Source organism: Paraburkholderia saeva, from assembly GCF_907164555.1.
Classification (GTDB): domain Bacteria; phylum Pseudomonadota; class Gammaproteobacteria; order Burkholderiales; family Burkholderiaceae; genus Paraburkholderia; species Paraburkholderia saeva.
This window is the reverse complement of the sequence record NZ_CAJQZC010000007.1, coordinates 227,110-250,085: the sequence shown is the minus strand read 5'-3', so window position 1 is coordinate 250,085 and position 22,976 is coordinate 227,110. Positions and strand designations below refer to the sequence as shown.

Here is a 22,976-nt window from a genome sequence, read left to right as displayed (position 1 = left end):
TGTCATGATCCGCTGGCTACTCACTACTTTTGTTGCCGTCGCTGTTTTGTCCAGGTGCTGGCCCTGGCTCAGGAAGGTCGGCATCGGGAGATTGCCCGGTGATGTCACCCTCCGGGTTGGGGGGAAAGAGTACCCTTTTCCCTTTATGTCTACTTTGTTGCTCAGTATTGTTTTGTCTTTGGTTGTTCGGTTGATTTGAGGTTGGGTTTGCCCCTTTGGCGGGGCGGCATTTCGGTTCTTTTCGTGCCGAAGCTGTTTTTGCTTTGGCCTTTCCTTGTTTTGCTTTTGGTCTATTAGCGTCGCCCCTGTGCGGGGCGGCACCTACTTTTCTTTGTCTTCCAAAGAAAAGTAGGCAAAAGAAAGGCGCTTCGAAAACGTGTCTCTTCCCGGTGTGCCCCGTTCGGGGAATGGCCACCCATGAAGTGTCGCCCCCACACTTCAGACCGTATCGGTCCCCGCGCGATCCCAGCCCGCGCGCATTCCGCCCCCGTGACAAAGCCGTCATCCACCCGACTCCGCGCTGCGCGCGTCGCCGATCGGCATGACCCCGCCGGCAGCTCTCACTCACCGACAACGCACCGGCTTTGTACCCGGACCCGTCGCTGCGATCGCAATGATCCGCGGCCCAGCACATGCCGCGCCGAACGACCGCACCGCGACGCACGGAGTGCGGAGTGGGGATGGATTAGCCCTGTGTCACGGGCGATGCTGTGTGGGGATCAGATCGTGCGCGGACCCATATGGCTTCACGCACGAGGGCGACACCTCACGGGTTGCCATTCCCCAGAGATGACACACCTGGAAAAGGTGAGTTCTCGAAGCGCCTTTCTTTTGCTTACTTTTCTTTGGAAGACGCCCCGAAGGAAGTCCCCTTGGGGGACAAAGAAAAGTAAGTGCCGCCCCGCACAAGGGGCAACGCCAATAGACCGACACGAAAACAAGGAAAGGCCAAAGCAAAGACCCAGCTTCGGCACGAAAAAAAAGAAACCCCGCCAAAGGGGCAAAAAAAACAAACCTAAATACTCTCTCCAAGCGCCGCTGCAACAACCCGAATTCTCTCCTGCTGAACAGCATCCTTGATAAGAGAAGGCCGATCAGCAAACCGCCCGGCAACGGCCCCACCATCCACAGCCCGCGCAGCAACAAGCGCGATGCGCAGTCGCTCCGCCTGCGGATACGCCCTCGCCTCCAACCCGAGACGTCCGCGTGCATCCGCCTCGCATGCCTGCAACGCCTCGGCAAAACGCCCAGGTTTCCTCAACGCGTCACATCGCTCGAATAACCGCACCAACCCCGCCGGTCCGGTCTCCATCACGCGATGAATATTTCCATGCTCACGTGCCACCAGCACCGCCAGATCGCGACACTCATTCGGCACCCGCAACCGGTCGCACAACGGCTTCAGCAAATTCACGCTGCGCCCCTCATGCCCAATATGCCGCGGCAACACATCCTCGGGCGTCGTCGCCTTGCCCAGGTCATGTGTCAACGCGGCAAACCGGACCGTCAACGCATATCCCTGCGCAGCCGCATGATCCAGAACCATCATCACGTGCACACCCGTATCGACCTCAGGGTGGTAATCGGCGCGCTGCGGCACGCCAAACAACGCATCGATCTCCGGCAACACACGCGCAAGCGCGCCGCACTCCCGCAACAGCCCGATCATCCGCGAAGGCTTCGCCTCCATCAGTCCGCGTGACACCTCCTGCCACACGCGCTCCGGTACCAGCGCATCCACCTCACCCGCCGTGACCATCTTCTGCATCAGCGCCATCGTCTCCGGCGCAACCGTGAAATCGGCAAAGCGCGCCGCAAATCGGGCAATGCGCAGGATCCGCACGGGATCTTCAAGAAACGCATCGCTGACATGACGGAACACGCGATTCCTCACGTCAGCCTGTCCATTGAACGGATCGATCACGGGCCCGGCAAGCTCGCCATCCGGACGCACCTCGCGCGCCATCGCGTTGATCGTCAGATCGCGTCGCGCCAGATCCTCTTCGAGCGTCACGTCGGGCGCGTAGAAAAACTGAAAGCCGTGGTAACCCGCCGCTGTCTTGCGCTCGGTGCGCGCAAGCGCATATTCCTCGTGCGTCAGCGGATGCAGGAAGACCGGGAAATCCTTGCCGACAGGCCGATAGCCCTGCGCGACCATCTGCTCAGGCGTCGCGCCAACCACCACATAATCGCGGTCCTTGACGGGCACGCCCAGCAACGCGTCGCGGATCGCGCCGCCCACTGCGTAGATATTCATGCGCAAGCGTCGTAGTGCGGCACGCGATGCGTCTCGCGCAACGCGTCGTCGATCCACGCACGCACGGCCGGCTGCTCCGTCACGCGACGCGCGTAAGCGGACGCAACTTCCGAGAGCGCGGGCTGCCATGTGTTGAAGCGCATCACGACGGGTGCATACATCGCGTCCGCAATGCCGAAGTCGCCAAACAGGAACGGGCCGCCATGCTTCGTGATGCAGTCGCACCACAACGCATCGACGCGCGCGATATCGGCAAGCGCCTCCGGCGTCGCGCCCTTGCCCGGAAACGAAGCGCGGATGTTCATCCACATCGACGAGCGCAGTCCGACAAAACCGGAGTGCATCTCGGCGCTCACGCTGCGCGCCTGCGCACGCGCAGCGGCGTCGCGCGGCCACATCGCGTGCTGCGGAAACTGTTCGGCAAGCGTCTCGCAGATGGCAAGCGAATCCCATACGGGCACGTTGTCGTCGGTGATCAGGCACGGCACCTTGCCCGAAGGCGACAGCGCCAGAATCGACGTCGTCGAATCCGCCTCCTGCAATTCGATCGTGCGCTCCTCGAAAGGAATGCCGAAATGCTTCAGCACGAGCCACGGCCGCATCGACCACGAGGAATAGTTCTTGTCACCGATAACGAGTTTCATGCGTCTAATGAATAAGAGAAAGTAAAAGTCACCGCCCCGCGCTCGCGCGAAACGTGTTGAAACGCGAACGCATCGAAGCACCCGTCAGATACACCGGCGCGATCGTTTCGATGCTCGCCGGCTCGATGTCGAGTTCGGGTGCAAGCGGCCCACTCAGCACGCTGTCCACTTTCATCGAATCGAGATTGTCGCGCGTAAGCACGGGCTCGCCAGGCGCCATTTCGAACGTCATCGCCTGAAGTCGCGCCAGCGCGTCCGGCAAACGGATGATCCGCGCGTGGCGCCCGATCACGTCGCCGCAGAATTTCACCAGTGCCTCCAGCGTGTAGACGGTCGGACCGCCCAGTTCATACGTGCGGCCAGTCGCGGCATCGAGATCGAGCACGTTTGCAATCGCCTTCGCAACATCGCCGACAAACACGGGCTGGAACTTCGCGTCAGGCATCGCAAGCGGAATCATCGGGAAAACACGTTGCAGGAACGCGAATTTGTTCAGGAACGCGTCCTCGGGGCCGAATACGACCGATGGCCGGAACACCGTGGTTGCCAGTGTCGACTGGCGCACGGCTTTCTCGCCGTCGCCCTTCGAGCGCAGGTACATGCTCGGCCCTTTCGGGTCGGCGCCAATCGCACTCACGTGGATCAGACGATGCACGCCCTTGCCTTCGCAGGCAGCCACAATTTTTGCGGGCAGTTCGACGTGCGCTTTCGCAAACGCTTCGCCATACGGGTTCGCGCGGTTCGCGTGCAACGTGCCCACGAGGTTGATCACCGCGTCGGCGTTTTCGAGGAAGCTGGCAAGTTGCACGGGGTCGAACACGTCGACTTCGATCACGTCGATGGGCAACAGCGTGAGATGCCGCGCGTGATGCCTGCGTCGGGTGGCAATGCGCACGTCCTTGCCGAGTTCAACGAGCGCGTTGACGAGATGGCTGCCAATGAATCCGGAACCGCCGATGATCGCGATGGCTTGATGGCGCATTTTCGACTCCCTGGGTGGAAGCCGCAGCAACGGCTGGTGAGGCGGCCGCCGCGCAGCGAAGCGCGGCGGCATGGCGCTGGCGTTTATGGTGCGATATAGCCCAGACGCACTTTCAGCGATTGCGGACGGCCTTCGAACAGTGCCGCATAGTAGACCGTGTTGGACAGCACATTCTTCACGTAGTCGCGGGTTTCCTGGAACGGGATCGTCTCCGCGAAAATCGCGCCTTCAACGCCGTGCGACAGGTTCTGCTTCCACGCGCGCGGACGTCCTGGACCGGCGTTGTAGCCGGCCGTAGCCAGCACGGCGGACCCGTCGAACTGATTGTAGATCATCGACAGATAGTTGGTACCCAGCAGGATATTCGTGTCGATATCGTTCATCTGCGCGCGCGAAATCGTGCCAAGTCCGATCTTCTTCGCCACCAGCTGCGCGGTGCCGGGCATCAGCTGCATCAGGCCGCTCGCGCCGACTTCCGAGCGCGCGTTCATGATGAAACGCGACTCTTGCCGGATCAGTCCATACGCCCATTCGACGTCGAGACCGGTGGACTGTGCATCGCGTTCGACGATATCGCGGAACGGCGACAGATAGCGCAGCGAGAAGTCGTGCTCGGACTTCGTGCGGTCGGCGGTGTTCACGGCGCGGTCGTACAGTTCGATGCGACGTGCGAACTCGGCGGTCGCGATGAGCTGGCGGTCGGTCATCGAGCGCAGCGGCCAGTTCCATTCGCGATTGCCTTCAAGACGCAGGTTCAGCGCGTAAAAACGCTGTGCGAGCGCGAAGCCGGGCGTCGCGCCGGCCTGCTCGACTTCAGCGTCGCTCACGGTGGTTTTCGGCGGCACGGTGATCTTCTGGCCGAGTTCTTCGGCAGCGAGCTGACCGTAGAAGTTATAGCCCGCGGCGATCGACTCGAATTCCTGGTTCGCCGTGACGGTGTCGCCGTTCTGCTTCACCGCGCGCGCGTGCCAGTAGACCCACGAAGGCTGTGTGCGCAGCGTTGGCGACATCTGCTCGATCGACCAGCGCACCATCGTCCAGTCGCCGGCAAGAAGCGCCATGCGGGTGCGCCACTCGTAGGCGGGGTTCGAAAGCGGCGCGTTCGCCGAGAGCCGGTACCAGTCGACTGCGGCCGGCATCTGCTTTGCCGCCGCCTGGTAAGCGATCGTGCCCCAGCCGATCGCGCGCTCGGGCGTGGTGAGCGAAGGCGCGACGGAGGCGAACGTCGAAGCCGCCATCGCCGGATCGTTGCGCGCCATGCGCGTGATCGCGAGCAGCGCCAGCTGATGCGACTGCGTATCGGGTCCGACGCCGCGCGCGAGCAGCAGCGGCGGCGTGCTGGCGGCCTGGCCGAACAGCACCGGATCGGGACGCTGGTTGCCCAGCGCGTCGACCAGCTTCGCGCCCGTGTTCGTGTAGTTCTGCTCGTACGCGACGCGGATCTGCTGCCACACGTCGTCGGTCGTGAACTGCTGATTGATCGCGAGCGACGTGATCAGATCGACGCAGCCGTCGCCGTACTGCTTCGGATCGACGAGCAGCGCGCGTGCCGCATCGGCGACGTTTTCGCCGCGCGCCGCGCGCGATTCAAGTGCGTAGCACTTCACCTGCGTGTCGTCGTTCAGCACAAAACGTGCATATTGCAGGTCGAAGTTGCGCCAGTCGTGACGCGCGCCCAGCACGACGAGATAGTCGTTGCGCATGCGGTCGGCAATCGCCTGACCATCGTACTTCTGCAGGAAGGACAGCACGGGCGCATCGGGCGCGTCGATACGCGCGTGGCCCGATCCGTCGAACAGCTGCGGCTTCAGCGTGAAGTACTCGAGATACGACGGCGCGGGATAGTCGGGAATCATGCTCGCCAGCTGCGCGGCGCGCGGCGCGTCGTTATTGCGCGCTGCTTCGCGAAGCTGGATGAAAGTCTGGTCGTCCGGTGTGAGCTGGGTGAGGGTGACAGGACGGACGGCGGACGCCGTGCCGCACGCGACGAGTGCCGCGGCAGCCAGCGCAGAACCGGCCGCGCGATATACTCGAAAGAGGCGTTTGGACATCGTTGTTTCTGGAGCGGGAATTGAAGCCAAGCATAGCACGCAACCCCCACGCAAAATCGAAAAAGGAACTGCGCGCAACACTGCTCAAAGCCCGTCTCGACGCGGCTCGCGAGCCCGCGCATGCACTCGCGCTAAAGCATCATGTGCTTCAGACACTGGAACGCTATGCGCCGGCATGCGTGGGGTTCTACTGGCCGCTCGCGGGCGAGTTCGACGCGCGCGAAGCCATCGCGGAATGGCTCGCCGCCGATGCGAAACGCGAGGCCGGCCTGCCAGTGATTCACAGCCTCCATTCGCCGCTCGCGTTTCACGCGTGGACGCCGGACATGGCCATGAAAACCGGTCATCACCGCATTCCCGAACCGGAGTCGAGCCGCGACGTGACCCCTGACCTGCTGCTGATTCCCTGCGTGGGTTTCGACCAGGATGCGTTCCGGCTCGGTTACGGCGGTGGCTATTACGACCGCACGCTGGCGGTGTGGCCAGGCGCGATGCGCCCGGTAACGGTCGGTATCGCGTACGAAGCCTGCCGCACCGATGCAATCCCGCGCGAGGCGCACGACATACCGCTCGACGCGGTCATCACGGAGCGCGCGCGCTATCCAGAACAGGCTGATTGAGATTTTGCCCGGCTGTCGGGCGCATCAAAGCGAAGCCGCCGCGCGCGCCGCCGTGTCGTAGAGGCCCGATGCGTTGCGCAGCAGCTGCGCGGCCTCGCCGATCTGCTCGTTGGTCAGACCGCTTTCCTTCAGCGTCGAGATGAGGCAACTCTCGCGCACTTCACGATAGCGCAGGCACAGCGCACGGCCGGCCTCCGTCGCCTCGAAAAACACTTCCTTGCCGGTCTTTTCGCTTTTTACATACCCTCTAGCTACGAGCTTCTTCAGCGCATAGGTCGCGACGTGCGTGTCCTCGATGTTCAGCACGAAGCAGATATCGGCCAGTTTTTTGCGGCGCTCGCGATGGCTCACGTGGTGCAGCAGCGAGACTTCGATGGCGGTCATGTCCTTGTCGCCCGCCGCCGACATGCAGCGCACCATCCAGCGGTTGAACGCGTTGCCCGCCATGATCAGCGCGTACTCGAGCTCGGAAAGCTCCGCGCTCGATTCGGAAACGAGGTGTTCCGACGAGACGATCTTGGTGGGATGACGCGACATGAGGCAATCTCGACACACGTTGGGAAGGTGCCGGAAGTGTACGACGCCCACCTGAAAATGGGAGCCTGGCACAAACGCTTATTGATAAATTGTAGATAAATTATTGAGAATGTACGTTACTTGCCATGCCACGCGCTTTGCAAACGGGTCAGCCGATCCGGACCGGGCGCCCGCGCAGGTGGGTACCCGAACGAACCAGGTCACTCATGAATCAGCCACGCATCTATCCGTTGGGCGATAACGCACTCGTCTGCGAATCCGCGCCGCCGGCCACGCTTGCCTGCCAGCAGCGTATCTGGGCAGCAGCCGGAGCCGCGCGCGCGTGGCCGCACGTGCTCGAAGTCGTACCGGGGATGAACAATCTGACGCTCGTCATCAACCCGCTCGAAGCCGATCGCGACGCCCTCACCGACCTGCTGCGCGCCGCCTGGGACAGCGCGGCGGACCCAACCGCCACGGGCCGCGAAGTCGAAATCCCGGTGGTGTACGGCGGCAAGGCGGGCCCGGATCTGGCCGCCGTCGCGAAACACACGGGGTTGTCGGCGGATGAAGTCGTGAAGCGACACGTCGCGGGCGAATACGTCGTGTTCTTTCTCGGCTTCCAGCCGGGCTTTGCCTACATGGGCGGCCTCGACGAAAAGCTGCACACGCCGCGGCGCGCCGAGCCGCGGCTCGAAGTGCCGGCGGGCACGGTCGGCATCGGCGGCGCGCAAACCGGGATTTATCCGGCCGCGTCGCCAGGCGGCTGGCAACTGATCGGCCGCACGGAACTGGCGCTCTTCGATCCGGTGCAGACGCCGCCCACATTGCTGCAATCGGGCGATCGCGTGCGCTTTACCATCGCGGGGATCGACGCATGATCGACGTCGTCCGCGCAGGTCTTCTGACCACCATTCAGGATCTCGGCCGCCACGGCTACCGGCATCTCGGCGTCGCGATGGGCGGCGCGCTCGACCGGCTGTCGCTCGAAGTCGGCAACCGGCTCGTCGGTAACCGGCCCGATGCGGCCGGCCTCGAAATCACGTTCGGCCCGACGGTGCTGCGCTTTCCGCGCGCGACACGCGTCGCGATCACCGGCACGGAATTCGGCGCGACGCTCGACGGCAAGCCCGTTTATTCGTGGTGGAGCCTGCCGGTGCAGGCCGGCCAGGAACTCACGCTCAATGGCGCGAGGCGCGGCATGCGGGGCTACATCGCGGTGGCCGGCGGCATCGACGTACTGCCGATGCTCGGCTCGCGCAGCACGGACCTGGCCGGCGGTTTTGGCGGGCTCGGTGGACGGGCGCTCCGCGACGGCGACCGGCTGCCCGTCGGCGTGCCGCCCGCGCGCCCCGGCTCGTGGTTCAGCCCCGACGCGCCCGAGTTCGGCGTGAAGGCGCCCGCCTGGTGCAAGTTCGTGCTGGTGAATGAGCCCGTGCGGCGCGGGCGTCATCCTGCGAACGTGCCCTGGGCGGTGCCGATCCGCGTGCTGGCCGGGCCGGAATACGACAGCTTCACCGCGAGCGCGCACAGCGCGTTCTGGGACGACGAATGGCTCGTCACGCCCAATAGCAACCGGATGGGCTACCGCCTCGCAGGCACGGCGCTCGAACGTCAGCAAAAAGCCGATCTGCTGTCGCACGCGGTCTTGCCGGGCACGATCCAGGTGCCGCCGAACGGCCAGCCGATCATCCTGATGGGCGACGCGCAGACGACGGGCGGTTATCCGAAGATCGGCGCCGTGATCCAGGCCGACATGTGGAAGCTCGCGCAGGTGCGCCTGAACGGCTCGATCCGCTTTCTGCCCACGACACCCGAAGAAGCGCATTACGCGCTGCTCGAAGAACGGACGTATCTGCGGCAGATCGATGCCGCGATCGCCATGCACGAAGAACGCTGCGCGCGTCAGCCGGCGCTGGCGGCCTTGCAGGCCAAGTAGGAGAGAACACATGGAAATCGACCTGAACGCCGATCTCGGCGAAGGCTGCGGCACCGACGAAGCGTTACTCGATCTCGTGAGCTCCGCCAACATCGCGTGCGGCTGGCACGCCGGCGGCGCGACCGCGATGCGTGACTGCGTGCGCTGGGCGGTGCAGAAAGGTGTAGCGATCGGCGCGCATCCGAGCTTCAACGATCCCGAGAACTTCGGCCGCAAGGAGATGGATCTGCCCGTCGGCGATATCTACGCGGGCGTGCTGTACCAGCTCGGCGCGCTGTCGGCGATTGCAGAGGCGGAAGGCGGGCGCATCGCGCACGTGAAGCCGCACGGCGCGCTCTACAACCAGGCCGCGCGCGACCCGAAGATCGCCGATGCGATCGCGTCCGCGGTGCACGACTTCGATCCTTCGGTCGCGGTGTTCGCGCTCGCGAACAGCGGGCTCGTGACGGCGGCGCGCGAAGCCGGGCTAACCGCCATCGAAGAAGTGTTCGCCGACCGCGGCTATCGCGCGGACGGCTCGCTCGTGCCGCGCTCGCAACCGGGTGCGCTCCTCGACGACGAAGAGCTCGTACTCGAGCGCACGCTCGCGATGGTGCGCGAGCAGCGCGTGCAGGCGGTCGACGGCCAGTGGGTGCCGCTCAACGCGCAGACGATCTGCCTGCACGGCGACGGTCCGCACGCGCTAGCGTTCGCGCGGCGCATCCGCGCGGCGCTCGCGGATGCCGGCATCGACGTTCATGCGGCCGGCAGCACGCGCGTCTGATCCACTGCGCGCGCCGGTCCCACCGACAGCAAACGAAACACAACGACGCCCCGCCCTTCGCGGGGCGTTTGCCAGATACCGTTGAAACAGCAGTCGCCTCAGCCGCAGCACACGTTGCAAACGCACTACCCGCATCACCGTAACACCTGCAACAACGACACAGTCGACGCGGCCACGAAGAGCCGCGCAGGGCAGGACGGCGCACGGCACGCCCGCACGCCGCCCGATATGAGCCGCCAACCGCGGCATCCGGGTTCATTCATACACAACGAACCCAGTTTGGAGATCCAGATGCAGACATCAGTCAGTTTATGGCCGCTCATTGGCGTGGCCGTCATCATCATCGGGTTTGTGTTGCGCTTCAATCCGATGCTGATCGTGGCGGCCGCCGCGATCGCCACGGGGCTCGCCGCGCACTTTCCGCCCGAGAAAATCCTCGCGGCCATCGGCACCGGTTTCATCAAGACCCGCAACATTCCGCTCATCATCCTGCTGCCGCTCGCGGTGATCGGGCTGCTCGAGCGCCACGGCCTGCGTGAACGCGCGCAGATCTGGATCGGCGGCATCAAGGCCGCGACCGCCGGGCGTCTGCTGATCGTTTATCTGCTGGTGCGCGAGCTGACCGCCGCCGTCGGCCTGACCGGCCTTGGCGGCCATCCGCAGATGGTGCGTCCGCTTCTCGCGCCGATGGCCGAAGGTGCGACGGAAACCCGCTTCGGCAAGCTGAGCGATGCCATCCGCTATCGACTGCGCGCGTATTCGGCGGCGACAGACAACGTCGGGCTCTTCTTCGGCGAAGACATCTTCGTCGCGTTCGGCGCGATCGTGCTGATGGTCACCTTCCTGAAGGAAGCGGGCATCGTCGTCGAGCCGATGCATGTGGCGGTGTGGGGTATTCCGACTGCGATCTGCGCGTTCATCGTGCACGGGTTCCGGCTGTGGCTGCTCGATCGCAGGCTCGAGCGCGAACTGCGCGGCAGCGCGCCGGCGGGCGCGTCGCAATCGCAGTCGCAGTCGCAATCGCAGACGGCTTCGGGAGACCGCGCATGATCACCATCAACTATCTGTTCTGGCTGCTCGGCATCGTGCTGCTGGTGGTCGGCGGCATGATCATGTCGGACCGCGAGCATCCGCGCCGTTTTCTCGCGGGCGGGTTCTGGATCCTCTATGCGCTGATCTTCCTCGTCGGCGACCGGTTGCCGCCTGAAGTGGTCGGCGTGCTGGTGATCGTGATGGCGCTGATCGCGGGTTTCGGCGGCGTTACCGCGGCGAAGCCGAAAGTGCTGTCGGAAGAAACGCGGCTTGCCAGCGCGCGACGCCTCGGCAACAAGCTTTTCATTCCGGCGCTGACGATTCCCGTCGTCACCGTGATCGTGACGCTCACGGCGAAATATTTCGTCGTCGGCGGCATGCCGCTCGTCGAACTGAAGAACGTCACGCTGATCGGCTTTGGCATCGGCTGCGTGGTCGCGCTCGCCGTCGCGTGTGTGATGACGCGCGACACCGTCGGGCAGTCGATGAAAGAAACGCGCCGCCTCGTCGACGCGCTTTCGTGGGCCGCGGTCCTGCCGCAGATGCTTGGCATGCTGGGCCTCGTGTTCTCGGACGCGGGCGTCGGCAAGGCCGTCGCGCATCTGACGATCGCGTACGTGAACCTCGACTACCGGCTCGTCGCGGTGGCCGTGTACTGCATCGGCATGGCGCTCTTCACGATGGTGATGGGTAACGGCTTCGCCGCGTTCCCGGTCATGACGGGCGGCGTGGGCGTGCCGATTCTGGTCGGCGTGTTCCACGGCAATCCGGCTGTGATGGTGGCGATCGGCATGTTCTCCGGCTACTGCGGCACGCTGATGACGCCGATGGCGGCGAACTTCAACATGGTGCCGGCGGCGCTGCTGGAACTGCCGGACAAGAATGCGGTGATCAAGGTGCAGGTGCCGACCGCGTTGACGCTGCTCGTCCTGAACATCTTCCTGCTGAACTTCCTGATGTTTCTTTAAGGCCCGGATTCGCGCCTGTTCGCTGCGTCACGTTTGACGCAGCGGGCAGGCGCCCCGGGCTTCGGTTGACGCTCAGTTTGCGTCGACGATAAATCCGCGCTGGCGCAGCAATGCAAGCACGCCTTTGGGGCCACCCAGATGCAGCGCGCCGATCGCGACGAACACCGGCTTGTTCGGCGCGGCAATCGCCACCATCCGCGCGACGAAGCGCCGGTTACGGTCGTAGACGATCTTGTTGTCGATCGAAGCCGACAGGCGCGGGTCGCGTGCCAGCTTCTCGGACTTCGCGGTATCCCACGCGGCGATCGCGTCCGCGTCGCCGACGCGCCAGAGCCGGTGCAACGTCCGCACATCGGCGACGTTTTCTTCGGGCGTCTGCACGAGATCCTGCGCCAGCATTTCGCGCTGCTGCGCGAGGGAAAGCCCGGTAAACGCGCGCATCTGCTCCGACAGCGTTTCCAGCCCGACAAGCTTGCCACGCGTCTTCAGATAGACGTTCTGCAACTGCGCCTCGGTGCCATATTCGGTCTGCAGGCCGGCGCTCAGCGAATCGTAGGTTTCGACGAGCAGCGCCGCGAGCCACGGACGCATCTTCTTGATTTCTTCGAGCGCGGCCGGATTGCTGCGAAGACGCATCGCGAGCCTGCGCCACAGCGAATCGGGCAAGAGGCGCGGCAGACATTCGCGCGAACACACGCCGTACTTCGAGACGTCGTCCTGCGATACGAGCAGATCGTCGGGCGACAGTTCGAGCGCGAGCGTCGGCGAGGCGGCGAGCGCGGCCAGGATCGGCTTGCGAAACGGTTGATCCGGCGGATAGTCGGCGGGGTCGCCGACATGCAGCGTGCCGAGCAGGTAGATCGTCGTGGTGCCACGCGTCGCGACATAGAACGGCATGCGCGCGGGCTGCACGCGCACCGCGCCACTCGTGGAATTGCTCGACGGCGGCGGGTTGAAACCAGGCAGGGTGGCGCGCGGCGGCGCCGGAGGGGGAACGGGCGGTGCTGGAACGGGAACGGGACGCCCGGACTGCACCGGCGTATTCGCCGATGCGCCCGCGGCGTACGCTACCGGCGAGGTGATCGCGGCACACACGCTCAAAAGCGCAGCACAAAGCGCGAAGGCGGCGCAGAGGCCGCCCTCACGCAGGCGGCGCGCAGCACCACGCGCCGCCAACGGATCAGGCATCCGCCTCCCCTACCTCCTCGGCGCGGTGACACGATACCTGACGGCCATCCACTTCGCGCAGCTTCGGCTCTTCGGCGCGGCACCGGTCGATCGCGTACGGGCAGCGCTGATGGAACGTGCAGCCCGGCGGCGGATTGAGCGGCGACGGCATTTCGCCCTGCAGCTTGATCTGGATGCGCCGGTCGGCTTCGAAGATCGACGGTGTCGCCGACATCAGCGCCCGTGTGTACGGGTGCCGCGGCCGGCTGAAAATCGTCTTCTTGTCGCCGAGTTCGGCGACGCCGCCGAAGTACATCACCATCACGTCGTCCGCGATGTGCTCGACCACCGACAGATTGTGCGAGATGAACACGTAGCTCGTCTTGAACTCTTCCTGGAGATCCATGAACAGGTTCAGGATCTGCGCCTGGATCGACACGTCGAGCGCGGAAACGGGTTCATCGGCCACGACGATCTGCGGATCGAGAATCATCGCGCGCGCAATCGCGACACGCTGACGCTGCCCGCCCGAGAACATATGCGGATAACGCTTCGCGTGCTCGGGGCGCAGGCCGACCGTGCGCATCATCTGCGCGATGCGTTCGGCGCGCTCCGCGGCGGTGAGCTGCGTGTTGATCGCGAGCGGTTCGCCGAGCGTCTGCTCGACCGTCTTGCGCGGATTCAGCGAGGCAAACGGGTTCTGGAACACCATCTGCACACGCCGGCGCAATGCCGCGATTTTCGTGTGATCCGCACCCGCGACATCTTCACCGTCGATCAGCAGACGCCCGGCCGTGGGCGCTTCGATCATCGTGAGCTGACGCGCGAGCGTCGACTTGCCGCAGCCGGATTCGCCGACCACGGCGAGCGTGCGGCCGCGTTCCAGCGAAAACGAGACGCCGTTGAGCGCCTTCACCGTGCCGTGGCCGAACATGCCGCGCTTCACGGCGTAGTGACGTGCGAGCTGGTCGGCGATCAGCACCTTGTCGCCGGCGGGACGCGCCGGTTCCGCGCGGCGCGTTTCGGATACTGCATTCATCGTGCGCCTCCGCGAGTGTGAATGTTGGCGTCGCCAGTCAGGTTCAGCGGCTTGATGCAGCGGACCTGCGCCGCTTCGCCGTGCGACGGCAGCGGCGCGAGCGCCGGACGCGCCTTCATGCAATCGTCGACCACATACTTGCAGCGCGGTGCGAACAGGCACCCGCGCGGCCGGTCGTCCTTGCCCGGCACCATGCCGGGCAAGGCGGCGAGCCGCACTGCGCCCACGTTGTGCTCGGGAATCGCCGCCAGCAATGCCTCCGTGTACGGATGATGCGGCGCGGCGAAAATATCGGGCACCTTGTTGGTCTCGATGATCTCGCCGGCGTACATCACGGCCACGCGCTGCGCGACTTCCGACACCACGGCAAGATCGTGCGAAATCAGCACGAGCGCCATGCCGCGTTCCTTTTGCAGCTTCACGAGCAGTTCCATGATCTGCGCCTGGATCGTGACGTCGAGCGCGGTGGTCGGCTCGTCGGCGATCAGCAGCTTCGGGTTGCACGCCACCGCCATCGCGATCATCACGCGCTGGTTCATGCCGCCCGACATCTGGTGCGGAAACGACGTGATGCGGTTCTTCGCGTCCGGAATGCCGACCTGGTCGAGCAGTTCCAGCGCGCGCTTATGCAACGCGTCGCCGCGCAGGCCTTCGTGCAGCTTCAGCACTTCCTTGATCTGGTAGCCGACGGTGTAGCTCGGGTTCAGGCTCGTCAGCGCATCCTGAAAGACCATCGCGATGTCCTTGCCGATGATCTTCCGGCGTGCGCTCGCCGATGCCTTCAACAGGTCCTTGCCGTCGAACGTGACTTCGTCGGCGGTGACCTTGCCTGGCGCGTCGATGAGGCCCATCAGCGCCATCATCGTCACGCTTTTGCCCGAACCGGATTCACCGACCACACCAACCACTTCGCCAGGCTTCACGTCCAGATTGATACGATCGACAGCGGGCGCGCCGCTGAAGTTCACCGCGAGGTTGCGGATGGTTAGAAGATTACTCATGTCAGGCCATCCGTTTCAGTTTGGGATCGAGCGCATCGCGCAGCCCGTCGCCGAGCAGGTTGATGGCGAGCACCGAAATCAGGATGGAAAGGCCCGGCATCGTGACGATCCACCAGGCGCTGTCGATATAGTCGCGCGCCGAAGCGAGCATCGCGCCCCACTCCGCCGAAGGCGGTTGCACGCCGAGGCCGAGAAAACCGAGCGCGGCGGCATCGAGAATCGCCGACGAAAAGCCGAGCGTCGCCTGCACGATCAGCGGCGCGGTGCAGTTCGGCAGCACCTGCGAGAACATCAGCCGCAGCGTGCCCGCACCCGCGACGCGCGAAGCCGTCACGTATTCCTTCTGCAACTCGCCCTGCGCCGACGCGCGCGTCAGACGCACATAACCGGGCAGCGCGACGATCGCGATCGCAAGCATCGTATTGATGAGACCCGGGCCGATGATCGCGACCACCGCCACAGCCAGCAGCAGCGACGGCAGCGCGAGCAGCACGTCCATGATGCGCATGATCGGCGTATCGGCCCACTTGTCGAAGAACGCGGCGACGAGCCCGAGCACGATGCCCGGAATCAGCGCCAGCACCACCGAAACGAAGCCGATCCAGAACGACAGCCGCGCGCCGTACATCAGGCGCGAAAGAATATCGCGACCGGCTTCGTCGGTACCGAGGATGAACTTCCAGTTGCCACCCTGAAGCCATGCCGGCGGAATCTTCACGAAGTCGCGGTACTGCTCGATCGGGCTGTGCGGCGAGATCAACGGCGCGAAGATCGCGATGAAGATCAGCGTCAGCACGATGATGCCTGCCACGACCGCGCCACGATTGCGCGAGAAGTTGGCCCAGAATTCACGGGCGGCCAGCGCGCGGCCGCTCGGGGGAGTGACCGCCGTGGGGACGGTGTTTTGGATGTCTGCCATAGCTTTTCTATTACCTCGTATGGCGAATGCGTGGATTCAGCACGCCGTACAACAGATCGACGATCAGATTCACGAAGATCACTAACGTGGCAATCATCAGGATGCCGCCCTGCACGACGGGATAGTCGCGCCGGCTGATCGCATCGATGAGCCATTTGCCGATGCCCGGCCACGAGAACAGCGTCTCGGTCAGCACCGCGCCCGCGAGCAACGTGCCGACCTGCAGACCAATCACGGTCACCACGGGAATCAGCGCGTTACGCAGCGCATGCACGACGATCACCCGCGCCGGCGCCAGACCCTTCGCGCGGGCGGTACGGATGTAGTCCTCGCGTAGCACTTCGAGCATCGACGAGCGCGTCATGCGCGCGATCACCGCCAGCGGAATCGTGCCGAGCACGATCGAAGGCAGGATCAGATGGCTCACCGCCGAGCGGAACGCGCCTTCGTCAGTCGAGAGCAGCGAGTCGATCAGGAGGAAACCCGTCACGCGCGGAATGTCGTATTCCACGGCGATGCGGCCGGCAACCGGCGTCCATTGAAGATCGGCCGAGAACACCATGATGAGAATCAACCCCCACCAGAAGATTGGCATCGAGTAACCCGTGAGCGCCGTGCCCATCACGCCGTGATCGACCACCGTGCCGCGTCTGAGCGCGGCGAACACGCCAGCGGGCAGACCCACGATCAGCGCAAAAAACATCGCGCAGATCGACAGTTCGACCGTGGCCGGAAAGCGCGCGAGGAATTCATCCATCACGCTCGTGTTGGTGATGATCGACATGCCGAGGTCGCCATGCAATGCGCGCCCAACGTAATGGACGTACTGCATGGGAAGAGACTCGTCGAGCCCGAGGCGATGCATCGCGGCAGCGTGCATCGCTGGATCGACCCCGCGTTCGCCCATCATGACTTCGATCGGGTCGCCGGGGATCAGGTGAATCAGCGCAAACGCCAGAATGGTGATGCCGATGAACGTCGGTATCACCATGCCGATGCGGCGCAAAACGAATCGGAACATGGTTCGTCCCTATATGCTTGGTGCTTGATGAACAGAAAAAATGCAACCGGCGACGAGGGCTCGTGGCCCCGGTCGCCGGTATATTTTCGACCAGTTTTCCTGTTTTTATGGAACGTGTGGAAAACCTGGTACGCCAGTCTTACTTCACGCTAACGCCGTCGAAGCGGGCATAACCCAGCGGCTCGATGCGCATGTCTTCAACCTTCTTGCTGACCGGTTGATACACCGTCGAGTGAGCGATCGGCGAGAACGGCAGCTGCTGCGCGAAAATCTGCTGCGCGTCCATGTACGCCTTCGTCCGTGCCGCGATATCCGACGTTTCGCGACCCTTCTGCACCAGGCTGTCGAACGGCTTGTCGCACCACTTCGAGAAGTTGTTGCCGTTCACCGCATCGCAACCGAGCAGCGTGCCGAGCCAGTTGTCTGGATCGCCGTTGTCGCCGGTCCAGCCAATCAGCATCGTGTCGTCTTCGCCTGCGTGGGCGCGCTTGATGTACTCACCCCATTCGTACGTGACGATCTTCGCCTTCACGCCGATCTTCGCCCAGTCAGCCTGGATCATTTCGGCCATCAGCTTGCCGTTCGGGTTGTACGGACGTTGCACCGGCATAGCCCACAGCGTGATGTCGAAGCCGTTCGGGTAGCCGGCCTTCGCGAGCAGCGCCTTCGCCTTCTCCGTATCGTACGTCTGCGACTTCAGGTTCTTGTCGTACGACCATTGCGTCGGCGGCATCGGGTTCGTTGCCGACTGGCCTGCGCCCTGGTACACGGATTCGACGATCGCCTTCTTGTTGATCGCCATGTCGAGTGCCTGACGCACTTCGACCTTGTCGACCGGCTTGTGGGTCACGTTGTACGCGAGGTAGCCGAGGTTAAAGCCTGCCTGCGACGGCATCGCGATGTTCGCTTCCGCCTTCAGCGGCGCGATGTCGGCCGGACGCGGGTAGCTCATCACCTGGCATTCGTCGCGCTTCAGCTTCTGCACGCGCACGCCGGCGTCCGGCGTGATCGAGAAGATCAGCTTCGAGATCTTGACCGCGTTCGGCTTCCAGTAATCCGGATTGCCGTCGAAACGGATCGTCGCGTCTTTCGTATAGCTGCGGAAGATGAACGGGCCCGTGCCAACCGGCTTCTGGTTGATGTCGGCGGCCTTGCCGTCCTTCAGCAGCGCATCGGCGTATTCACCCGACAGGATCGACGCGTATTCCATCGCCAGATTCTGGATGAACGGCGCGTTGACTTCCTTCAGCGTGAACTTGACGGTGTACGGGTCGACCTTTTCGACCTTGTCGATCAGCTTGTCGAGGCCCATGTCCGTGAAGTACGGGAACTGGACCGGGTACGCCTTGCGGAACGGCTGGTTCGTATCCAGCATGCGCTGGAACGTGAACACGACGTCGTCCGCGTTGAATTCGCGCGTCGGCTTGAAGTACGACGTGGTCTGGAACTTCACGCCATGACGCAGGTGGAACGTGTAGGTCTTGCCGTCAGCCGAAACATCCCACTTTTCAGCGAGGCCAGGTTCCACTTTCGTGCCGCCCCGTTCGAATTCGACGAGACGGTTGTAAACAGTGAACGTGTTCGCAGTGAAATCGACGCCCGTGGTGTACTGGGCCGGGTCGAAGCCCGCAGGACTGCCTTCTGAGCAGTAAACGAGCGTCTTGTTCGGAATCTCGGCAGCGCCAGCAACATTGGCCGCCACCATCGACGCCGCTGCAGCAGCGACGAGCGTGGTCATACGCGCGACGCGCAACAGATTGTTTTGCTTCATGTTTCCTCCAGGTTCGGAACCGGCTTGCGCCGGCGTAGCGCGATATTACTGACCTTTGCTAACCCGAACAAGCGGAGGAAATTCCCTGCGTTCACGATCGGAAACACACTTGACGTGCGTTGCTGCAATGCGGCAGGCGGGCGGCGCGTGGCTTACAGGAATATTTCAGAAATATCGTCCGCTATTGTTCTATTTCTGCCCGCTTGTGCAGCCAACCGCGGAAACACGCAGGGACATCCGGGTGATGGGATCAATGGGGTTGATCTTAAACCCGAAGGCGCGTTTGCATCATGTCAGGGTCGCCGCGGTGCACGTATGCGCGCCGCGGCGATCCGGCTATTGTGCGCCGAGACGCTCACAGATGGTTCGGGTCGCCACAGCACCGTTCAGTGTGTAGAAGTGCAGGCCCGGCACTTTCGCGTCGACGAGCCGCTGGCACAGGCCGGTCACCACATCGAGTCCGAACGCCCGGATCGATTCGAGATCGTCGCCGAAGCTCTCGAGGCGGCGTGCAACCCAACGCGGCACTTCGGCGCCGCACATGTCGGAGAAGCGCATCAGCTGCGAGAAGTTCGTGATCGGCATGATGCCCGGCACGATCGGCACATCGACGCCGAGCTTCCTCGCATCGTCGACAAAACGGAAGTACGCGTCCGCATTGAAGAAATACTGCGTGATCGCGGAGTTCGCGCCGGCTTTCACCTTGCGCGCGAAGTTTTCCAGATCGGCGCTGGGCGAGCGCGACTGCGGGTGATATTCCGGGTAAGCCGCGACTTCGATATTGAACCAGTCGCCGGTTTCAGCGCGAATGAACGCGACCAGCTCCGACGCGTAACGCAGTTCGCCGACTGAGCCCATGCCCGAAGGCAGGTCGCCGCGCAGCGCGACGATGTGACGGATGCCGTGCGAGCGGTATTCATTGAGTATCGCGCGCAGGCTTTCTTTCGACGACCCGACGCACGACAGATGCGGCGCGGCTTCGATGCCGTCCTTCGCAATATCGAGCACGGTATCGAGCGTGCCTTGCTGCGTCGAGCCGCCCGCGCCGAACGTGCAGGACACGAACTTGGGCTTGAGCGGCGCGAGTTCTGCGCGCGTGGCGCGCAGCTTGTCGACGCCTTCCTGCGTTTTAGGCGGGAAGAATTCGAATGAGAGTTCGATCGGGTTCATGATTCACCATGCCTCGCCCTTGCGGGCGCGAGCAGTGCGGCGACGCGTCAGCCGAAGCTGCGATTGCCGAAAATGAGCGCGGACAGCAGCCACGAAACGATGCTGTACAGGATCGAGCCGAAGAACGCCGACCAGAAACCCGACACTTCGAAGCCCTTCAGAAGCGAAGCGCACAGCCAGAAGCACAGCGCATTGACCACCAGAATGAAGAGCCCGAGCGTGAGAATCGTGACAGGCAGCGTGAGCAGGATCAGCACTGGCCGCAACACGGCGTTGATGAGCCCGAGTACCAGCGCGACGATCAGTGCAGTGCCGAAACTGCGGATGTGAATCGACGGCACCAGATACGTGATGATCAGCAGGGCAAGCGCATTAACAAGCCAGGTCAGCAGCACAGTCATGTAAAGCTCCTTGTGGGCGTGAAGTCCGGGAGTGAGATCACGCGGGTAGCGCAGCGCATGGGAACAGCGCGGTGCAGAAACTGCACCGCGCTGCCCGTATTCAACTGCATCACCGCATGAGGATCAGCACCTTCGCCCGCGCGTTACATGGAGATCATGCAGACGTACGGGCAAAGGCAACCGCCTTAATAGCGGTAGTGGTTCGGCTTGAACGGACCGTTCTTGTCGACACCGATGTAGCCGGCCTGGTCGTCCGACAGCACGGTCAGGTTCGCGCCGATGCGCGCCAGATGCAGACGCGCGACCTTTTCGTCGAGATGCTTCGGCAGCACGTAAACCTTGTTTTCGTACTTCGCGCCGTCGACGAACAGTTCGATCTGCGCGAGCGTCTGGTTCGTGAACGAGTTCGACATCACGAACGACGGGTGGCCCGTTGCGCATCCCAGATTCACGAGGCGGCCTTCAGCCAGCAGGATCACGCGCTTGCCGTCCGGGAAAATGATGTGGTCGACCTGCGGCTTGATGTTGTCCCACTGGTACTGGCGCGTCGACGCAACGTCGATTTCCGAATCGAAGTGACCGATGTTGCAGACGATCGCGTTGTGGCGCATCGCCTTCATATGGTCGTGGCCGATCACGTGGTAGTTGCCGGTGGCCGTCACGAAGATGTCGGCCTTGTCGGCAGCGTATTCCATCGTCACGACGCGGTAGCCTTCCATCGCCGCCTGCAGTGCGCAGATCGGATCGATTTCCGTGACCCACACGGTGGCGCCCAGACCGCGCAGCGATTGCGCGCAGCCCTTGCCCACATCGCCGTAACCGGCGACGACCGCGATCTTGCCCGCAATCATCACGTCGGTGGCGCGCTTGATGCCGTCGACGAGCGACTCGCGGCAGCCATACAGGTTGTCGAACTTTGACTTCGTGACCGAATCGTTCACGTTGATGGCCGGGAACGGCAGACGCCCTTCCTTTTCCATCTGGTACAGGCGGTGCACGCCGGTCGTGGTTTCTTCCGTGACGCCCTTGATGTGCACGAGGCGCTTCGAGTACCACGTCGGGTCCACGTCCAGATGCGCGGCGATCGACTTGTACAGCGCGGTTTCTTCTTCGTTGGTCGGCTTCGAGATGACCGAGCGGTCCTTCTCAGCCTTCGAACCAAGGATCAGCAGCAGCGTTGCGTCGCCGCCGTCGTCGAGAATCATGTTCGCGAATTCGCCGTTCGGCCATTCGAAGATGCGGTGCGAGAATTCCCAGTATTCGTCGAGCGATTCGCCCTTGTACGCGAACACCGGCGTGCCGGCCTTCGCGATGGCAGCGGCTGCGTGATCCTGCGTCGAGAAGATGTTGCACGATGCCCAGCGCACGTCGGCGCCCAGCGCCGTCAGCGTTTCGATCAGCACGCCGGTCTGGATCGTCATGTGCAGCGAGCCTGCAATGCGCGCGCCCTTCAGCGGTTGCGTGGCCTTGTATTCTTCGCGCGTCTGCACGAGGCCCGGCATTTCCGTTTCGGCGATGTTGAGTTCCTTGCGACCCCAGTCGGCCAGCGACATGTCGGCAACGAAGTAATCTTTTGAGTCTTTGGAATCGTAAACTGCGGCGTTCATCACGCCCTCCTTTCTAAAAATTGACTAGAAATTTGACGTGAGCGCGGTTCGATGCGGTGGGTAAAAAGCGCGTGGCGCATTCTAGCCGTCCGATTGAAGCCTCCGAGCCTGGCGGGCCGCTCGCGAATGCAGATTCGCGGTACCCGTCGCAACGCTCCTCGGAGACGAACGGCGATTGTAGCAAATCAGGATGGGTTAGGGATCAACGAAATGTGCCTGATTCCGGGCGTTTCTTGCCGGTTTGCGCAGTCGGGCGACGTGCTCGCGCCCTGAACGGGCAACGCGGTGCGCGGTGAAAGTACGCGGATACGCCGCTGAAACGGCGACGCCTTCAGAAAGGCAGAACCCCGAGCGCCGGCGCGAGCAGCACCATGACGACGCCCGCGATCATCATCGTCAGGCTGGCGACGACGCCCTCTTCGCTGCCGAGTTCGCGCGCCTTTGCGGTGCCGACGCCGTGCGCGGCAGCGCCGAACAGCGCGCCGCGCGCGAGACGCGTGCGCAGCGGCACGAGCGCCAGCACGATTTCACCGAACAGCATGCCGCACACGCCCGTCGCGATCACGAAGAGCGCCGTCAGGTCTTTCGGCGCGCCGATCCTGTCGGAAACGGCGAGCGCGAACGGCGTGGACACCGAGCGTGTCATCAGGCTGCGCTGCAGTTCCGGGGACAGATGCAGCAGCTTCGCGAGCACGAGCGAGCCGCCCACCGCGACGATGATCCCGACCGTCACGCCGACGGTGAGCGAGATCCAGTGACGCTTCAACAGATCGCGGTATTCGTAGATCGGCACCGCGAACGCGACGGTTGCCGGGCCGAGCAGCCACATCAGCCAGCGCGTGTCCTGAAAGTAGACCGGATACGGGATATGCGCGACCAGCACGAGCAGGCCCAGCACGACGGGTACCGAGACAAGCGGCGTGAGCCACGGGCTTTTGAAGCGCGCATACAGATACTTCGACGCGAAATACAGCGCGACGGTCGTCACGAAACAGCCGGCGGCGATGAGCCGCGCGGCGTCGTCGGCGAACAGGGATGCGTAGAAGGCGTTCATGGCTTCAGCTTCGTTTTCGACATGGTTTTCGCGACGCTCCGCGCGGCTTCAGCG

22 protein-coding genes and 1 riboswitch are annotated in these 22,976 nt (G+C 63.5%); of the genes, 7 read left to right on the top strand and 15 right to left on the bottom strand.

What is annotated here, in order from left to right; translation table 11 throughout:
* Nucleotides 1–4: 4 nt before the first annotated feature.
* Nucleotides 5–199: a DUF2905 domain-containing protein gene (locus LPA36_RS19695; RefSeq protein WP_228880295.1), complete on the top strand. Its 195-nt coding sequence runs from the start codon at nucleotides 5–7 to the stop codon at nucleotides 197–199.
* A gap of 816 nt (nucleotides 200–1,015) precedes the next feature.
* Here the strand turns inward: LPA36_RS19695 and LPA36_RS19690 are convergent.
* From LPA36_RS19690 to LPA36_RS19675, 4 genes are all read right to left on the bottom strand, one after another.
* Complete coding sequence (locus LPA36_RS19690) at nucleotides 1,016–2,257, bottom strand: multifunctional CCA addition/repair protein (RefSeq protein WP_228880292.1); 1,242 nt, start codon at nucleotides 2,255–2,257, stop codon at nucleotides 1,016–1,018.
* Entirely contained in the window at nucleotides 2,254–2,901 is a 648-nt protein-coding gene (locus tag LPA36_RS19685) for a glutathione S-transferase family protein (protein WP_228880289.1), read from the bottom strand. Before LPA36_RS19685 ends, LPA36_RS19690 begins: the two co-directional genes overlap by 4 nt.
* A 28-nt stretch (nucleotides 2,902–2,929) precedes the next feature.
* A complete protein-coding gene (locus LPA36_RS19680) occupies nucleotides 2,930–3,883 on the bottom strand; it encodes a complex I NDUFA9 subunit family protein (protein ID WP_228880278.1) in 954 nt (317 codons plus the stop codon).
* Nucleotides 3,884–3,966: 83 nt separating this feature from the next.
* Nucleotides 3,967–5,934 carry a lytic transglycosylase domain-containing protein gene (locus tag LPA36_RS19675; protein WP_228880277.1) on the bottom strand — a complete coding sequence of 656 codons (1,968 nt, stop codon included), beginning with the start codon at nucleotides 5,932–5,934 and terminating at the stop codon, nucleotides 3,967–3,969.
* 20 nt (nucleotides 5,935–5,954) lie between these two features.
* Here LPA36_RS19675 and LPA36_RS19670 point away from each other — a divergent pair, with 20 nt between their 5' ends.
* Nucleotides 5,955–6,554, top strand: a complete 600-nt coding sequence (locus LPA36_RS19670) for a 5-formyltetrahydrofolate cyclo-ligase (RefSeq protein ID WP_228880275.1) — start codon at nucleotides 5,955–5,957, stop codon at nucleotides 6,552–6,554.
* Nucleotides 6,555–6,578: 24 nt separating this feature from the next.
* On the opposite strand, the gene LPA36_RS19665 is transcribed toward LPA36_RS19670, so the two are convergent.
* Complete coding sequence (locus LPA36_RS19665) at nucleotides 6,579–7,091, bottom strand: winged helix DNA-binding protein (RefSeq protein ID WP_228880273.1); 513 nt, start codon at nucleotides 7,089–7,091, stop codon at nucleotides 6,579–6,581.
* A gap of 206 nt (nucleotides 7,092–7,297) precedes the next feature.
* Between LPA36_RS19665 and pxpB the strand changes: the two genes are divergently transcribed.
* From pxpB to LPA36_RS19640, 5 genes are all read left to right on the top strand, one after another.
* Nucleotides 7,298–7,951, top strand: a complete 654-nt coding sequence (pxpB, locus tag LPA36_RS19660) for a 5-oxoprolinase subunit PxpB (protein ID WP_228880271.1) — start codon at nucleotides 7,298–7,300, stop codon at nucleotides 7,949–7,951.
* Nucleotides 7,948–9,009, top strand: coding sequence for a 5-oxoprolinase subunit C family protein (locus tag LPA36_RS19655; RefSeq protein ID WP_228880268.1), 1,062 nt, complete (start codon nucleotides 7,948–7,950; stop codon nucleotides 9,007–9,009). Before pxpB ends, LPA36_RS19655 begins: the two co-directional genes overlap by 4 nt.
* Before the next feature lie 10 nt (nucleotides 9,010–9,019).
* Nucleotides 9,020–9,772, top strand: coding sequence for a 5-oxoprolinase subunit PxpA (pxpA, locus tag LPA36_RS19650; RefSeq protein ID WP_228880266.1), 753 nt, complete (start codon nucleotides 9,020–9,022; stop codon nucleotides 9,770–9,772).
* Between the two features lie 291 nt (nucleotides 9,773–10,063).
* Nucleotides 10,064–10,822: a DUF969 domain-containing protein gene (locus LPA36_RS19645; protein WP_228880264.1), complete on the top strand. Its 759-nt coding sequence runs from the start codon at nucleotides 10,064–10,066 to the stop codon at nucleotides 10,820–10,822.
* Nucleotides 10,819–11,772 carry a DUF979 domain-containing protein gene (locus LPA36_RS19640; protein WP_228880261.1) on the top strand — a complete coding sequence of 318 codons (954 nt, stop codon included), beginning with the start codon at nucleotides 10,819–10,821 and terminating at the stop codon, nucleotides 11,770–11,772. Before LPA36_RS19645 ends, LPA36_RS19640 begins: the two co-directional genes overlap by 4 nt.
* 72 nt (nucleotides 11,773–11,844) lie before the next feature.
* Here the strand turns inward: LPA36_RS19640 and LPA36_RS19635 are convergent, their stop codons facing one another.
* The 10 genes from LPA36_RS19635 to LPA36_RS19590 form a co-directional block, all read right to left on the bottom strand.
* Nucleotides 11,845–12,960 (bottom strand): TraB/GumN family protein, encoded by a 1,116-nt coding sequence (locus LPA36_RS19635; protein WP_228880259.1) that lies wholly within the window; start codon nucleotides 12,958–12,960, stop codon nucleotides 11,845–11,847.
* Nucleotides 12,953–13,978 (bottom strand): peptide ABC transporter ATP-binding protein, encoded by a 1,026-nt coding sequence (locus LPA36_RS19630; protein WP_228880256.1) that lies wholly within the window; start codon nucleotides 13,976–13,978, stop codon nucleotides 12,953–12,955. Before LPA36_RS19630 ends, LPA36_RS19635 begins: the two co-directional genes overlap by 8 nt.
* On the bottom strand, nucleotides 13,975–14,979 hold the full coding sequence (locus LPA36_RS19625) for an ABC transporter ATP-binding protein (protein WP_228880255.1): 1,005 nt from the start codon (nucleotides 14,977–14,979) through the stop codon (nucleotides 13,975–13,977). Before LPA36_RS19625 ends, LPA36_RS19630 begins: the two co-directional genes overlap by 4 nt.
* Before the next feature lies 1 nt (nucleotide 14,980).
* Complete coding sequence (locus LPA36_RS19620) at nucleotides 14,981–15,898, bottom strand: ABC transporter permease subunit (RefSeq protein ID WP_228880250.1); 918 nt, start codon at nucleotides 15,896–15,898, stop codon at nucleotides 14,981–14,983.
* Nucleotides 15,899–15,908: 10 nt separating this feature from the next.
* A complete protein-coding gene (locus LPA36_RS19615; RefSeq protein ID WP_228880248.1) occupies nucleotides 15,909–16,919 on the bottom strand; it encodes an ABC transporter permease subunit in 1,011 nt (336 codons plus the stop codon).
* Between the two features lie 139 nt (nucleotides 16,920–17,058).
* Nucleotides 17,059–18,690 carry an ABC transporter substrate-binding protein gene (locus tag LPA36_RS19610; protein ID WP_228880247.1) on the bottom strand — a complete coding sequence of 544 codons (1,632 nt, stop codon included), beginning with the start codon at nucleotides 18,688–18,690 and terminating at the stop codon, nucleotides 17,059–17,061.
* Between the two features lie 336 nt (nucleotides 18,691–19,026).
* Nucleotides 19,027–19,860 (bottom strand): methylenetetrahydrofolate reductase [NAD(P)H], encoded by an 834-nt coding sequence (gene metF / locus LPA36_RS19605; RefSeq protein WP_228880244.1) that lies wholly within the window; start codon nucleotides 19,858–19,860, stop codon nucleotides 19,027–19,029.
* A gap of 47 nt (nucleotides 19,861–19,907) precedes the next feature.
* The gene (locus LPA36_RS19600; RefSeq protein ID WP_228880242.1) at nucleotides 19,908–20,261 is read right to left on the bottom strand and encodes a phage holin family protein; all 354 of its coding nucleotides are present in this window, start codon (nucleotides 20,259–20,261) and stop codon (nucleotides 19,908–19,910) included.
* A 185-nt stretch (nucleotides 20,262–20,446) separates the two neighbouring features.
* Complete coding sequence (ahcY, locus tag LPA36_RS19595) at nucleotides 20,447–21,868, bottom strand: adenosylhomocysteinase (RefSeq protein ID WP_228880239.1); 1,422 nt, start codon at nucleotides 21,866–21,868, stop codon at nucleotides 20,447–20,449.
* A 32-nt stretch (nucleotides 21,869–21,900) separates the two neighbouring features.
* Nucleotides 21,901–22,034, bottom strand: a riboswitch (S-adenosyl-L-homocysteine riboswitch).
* A 165-nt stretch (nucleotides 22,035–22,199) separates the two neighbouring features.
* Nucleotides 22,200–22,922, bottom strand: a complete 723-nt coding sequence (locus LPA36_RS19590) for an LrgB family protein (protein WP_228880236.1) — start codon at nucleotides 22,920–22,922, stop codon at nucleotides 22,200–22,202.
* Between the last annotated feature and the right edge of the window lie 54 nt (nucleotides 22,923–22,976).

Bases quoted from the DNA above. Each gene is read 5' to 3' on its own strand.
- LPA36_RS19625 (WP_228880255.1), bottom strand. From the start codon at position 14,979: ATGAGTAATCTTCTAACCATCCGCAACCTCGCGGTGAACTTCAGCGGC.
- LPA36_RS19680 (WP_228880278.1), bottom strand. From the start codon at position 3,883: ATGCGCCATCAAGCCATCGCGATCATCGGCGGTTCCGGATTCATTGGC.
- LPA36_RS19640 (WP_228880261.1), top strand. From the start codon at position 10,819: ATGATCACCATCAACTATCTGTTCTGGCTGCTCGGCATCGTGCTGCTG.
- LPA36_RS19675 (WP_228880277.1), bottom strand. From the start codon at position 5,934: ATGTCCAAACGCCTCTTTCGAGTATATCGCGCGGCCGGTTCTGCGCTG.
- ahcY (WP_228880239.1), bottom strand. From the start codon at position 21,868: ATGAACGCCGCAGTTTACGATTCCAAAGACTCAAAAGATTACTTCGTT.
- LPA36_RS19630 (WP_228880256.1), bottom strand. From the start codon at position 13,978: ATGAATGCAGTATCCGAAACGCGCCGCGCGGAACCGGCGCGTCCCGCC.
- LPA36_RS19655 (WP_228880268.1), top strand. From the start codon at position 7,948: ATGATCGACGTCGTCCGCGCAGGTCTTCTGACCACCATTCAGGATCTC.
- LPA36_RS19615 (WP_228880248.1), bottom strand. From the start codon at position 16,919: ATGTTCCGATTCGTTTTGCGCCGCATCGGCATGGTGATACCGACGTTC.
- LPA36_RS19645 (WP_228880264.1), top strand. From the start codon at position 10,064: ATGCAGACATCAGTCAGTTTATGGCCGCTCATTGGCGTGGCCGTCATC.
- LPA36_RS19590 (WP_228880236.1), bottom strand. From the start codon at position 22,922: ATGAACGCCTTCTACGCATCCCTGTTCGCCGACGACGCCGCGCGGCTC.
- LPA36_RS19690 (WP_228880292.1), bottom strand. From the start codon at position 2,257: ATGAATATCTACGCAGTGGGCGGCGCGATCCGCGACGCGTTGCTGGGC.
- LPA36_RS19635 (WP_228880259.1), bottom strand. From the start codon at position 12,960: ATGCCTGATCCGTTGGCGGCGCGTGGTGCTGCGCGCCGCCTGCGTGAG.
- LPA36_RS19685 (WP_228880289.1), bottom strand. From the start codon at position 2,901: ATGAAACTCGTTATCGGTGACAAGAACTATTCCTCGTGGTCGATGCGG.
- LPA36_RS19620 (WP_228880250.1), bottom strand. From the start codon at position 15,898: ATGGCAGACATCCAAAACACCGTCCCCACGGCGGTCACTCCCCCGAGC.
- pxpA (WP_228880266.1), top strand. From the start codon at position 9,020: ATGGAAATCGACCTGAACGCCGATCTCGGCGAAGGCTGCGGCACCGAC.
- LPA36_RS19695 (WP_228880295.1), top strand. From the start codon at position 5: ATGATCCGCTGGCTACTCACTACTTTTGTTGCCGTCGCTGTTTTGTCC.
- LPA36_RS19665 (WP_228880273.1), bottom strand. From the start codon at position 7,091: ATGTCGCGTCATCCCACCAAGATCGTCTCGTCGGAACACCTCGTTTCC.
- pxpB (WP_228880271.1), top strand. From the start codon at position 7,298: ATGAATCAGCCACGCATCTATCCGTTGGGCGATAACGCACTCGTCTGC.
- metF (WP_228880244.1), bottom strand. From the start codon at position 19,860: ATGAACCCGATCGAACTCTCATTCGAATTCTTCCCGCCTAAAACGCAG.
- LPA36_RS19600 (WP_228880242.1), bottom strand. From the start codon at position 20,261: ATGACTGTGCTGCTGACCTGGCTTGTTAATGCGCTTGCCCTGCTGATC.
- LPA36_RS19610 (WP_228880247.1), bottom strand. From the start codon at position 18,690: ATGAAGCAAAACAATCTGTTGCGCGTCGCGCGTATGACCACGCTCGTC.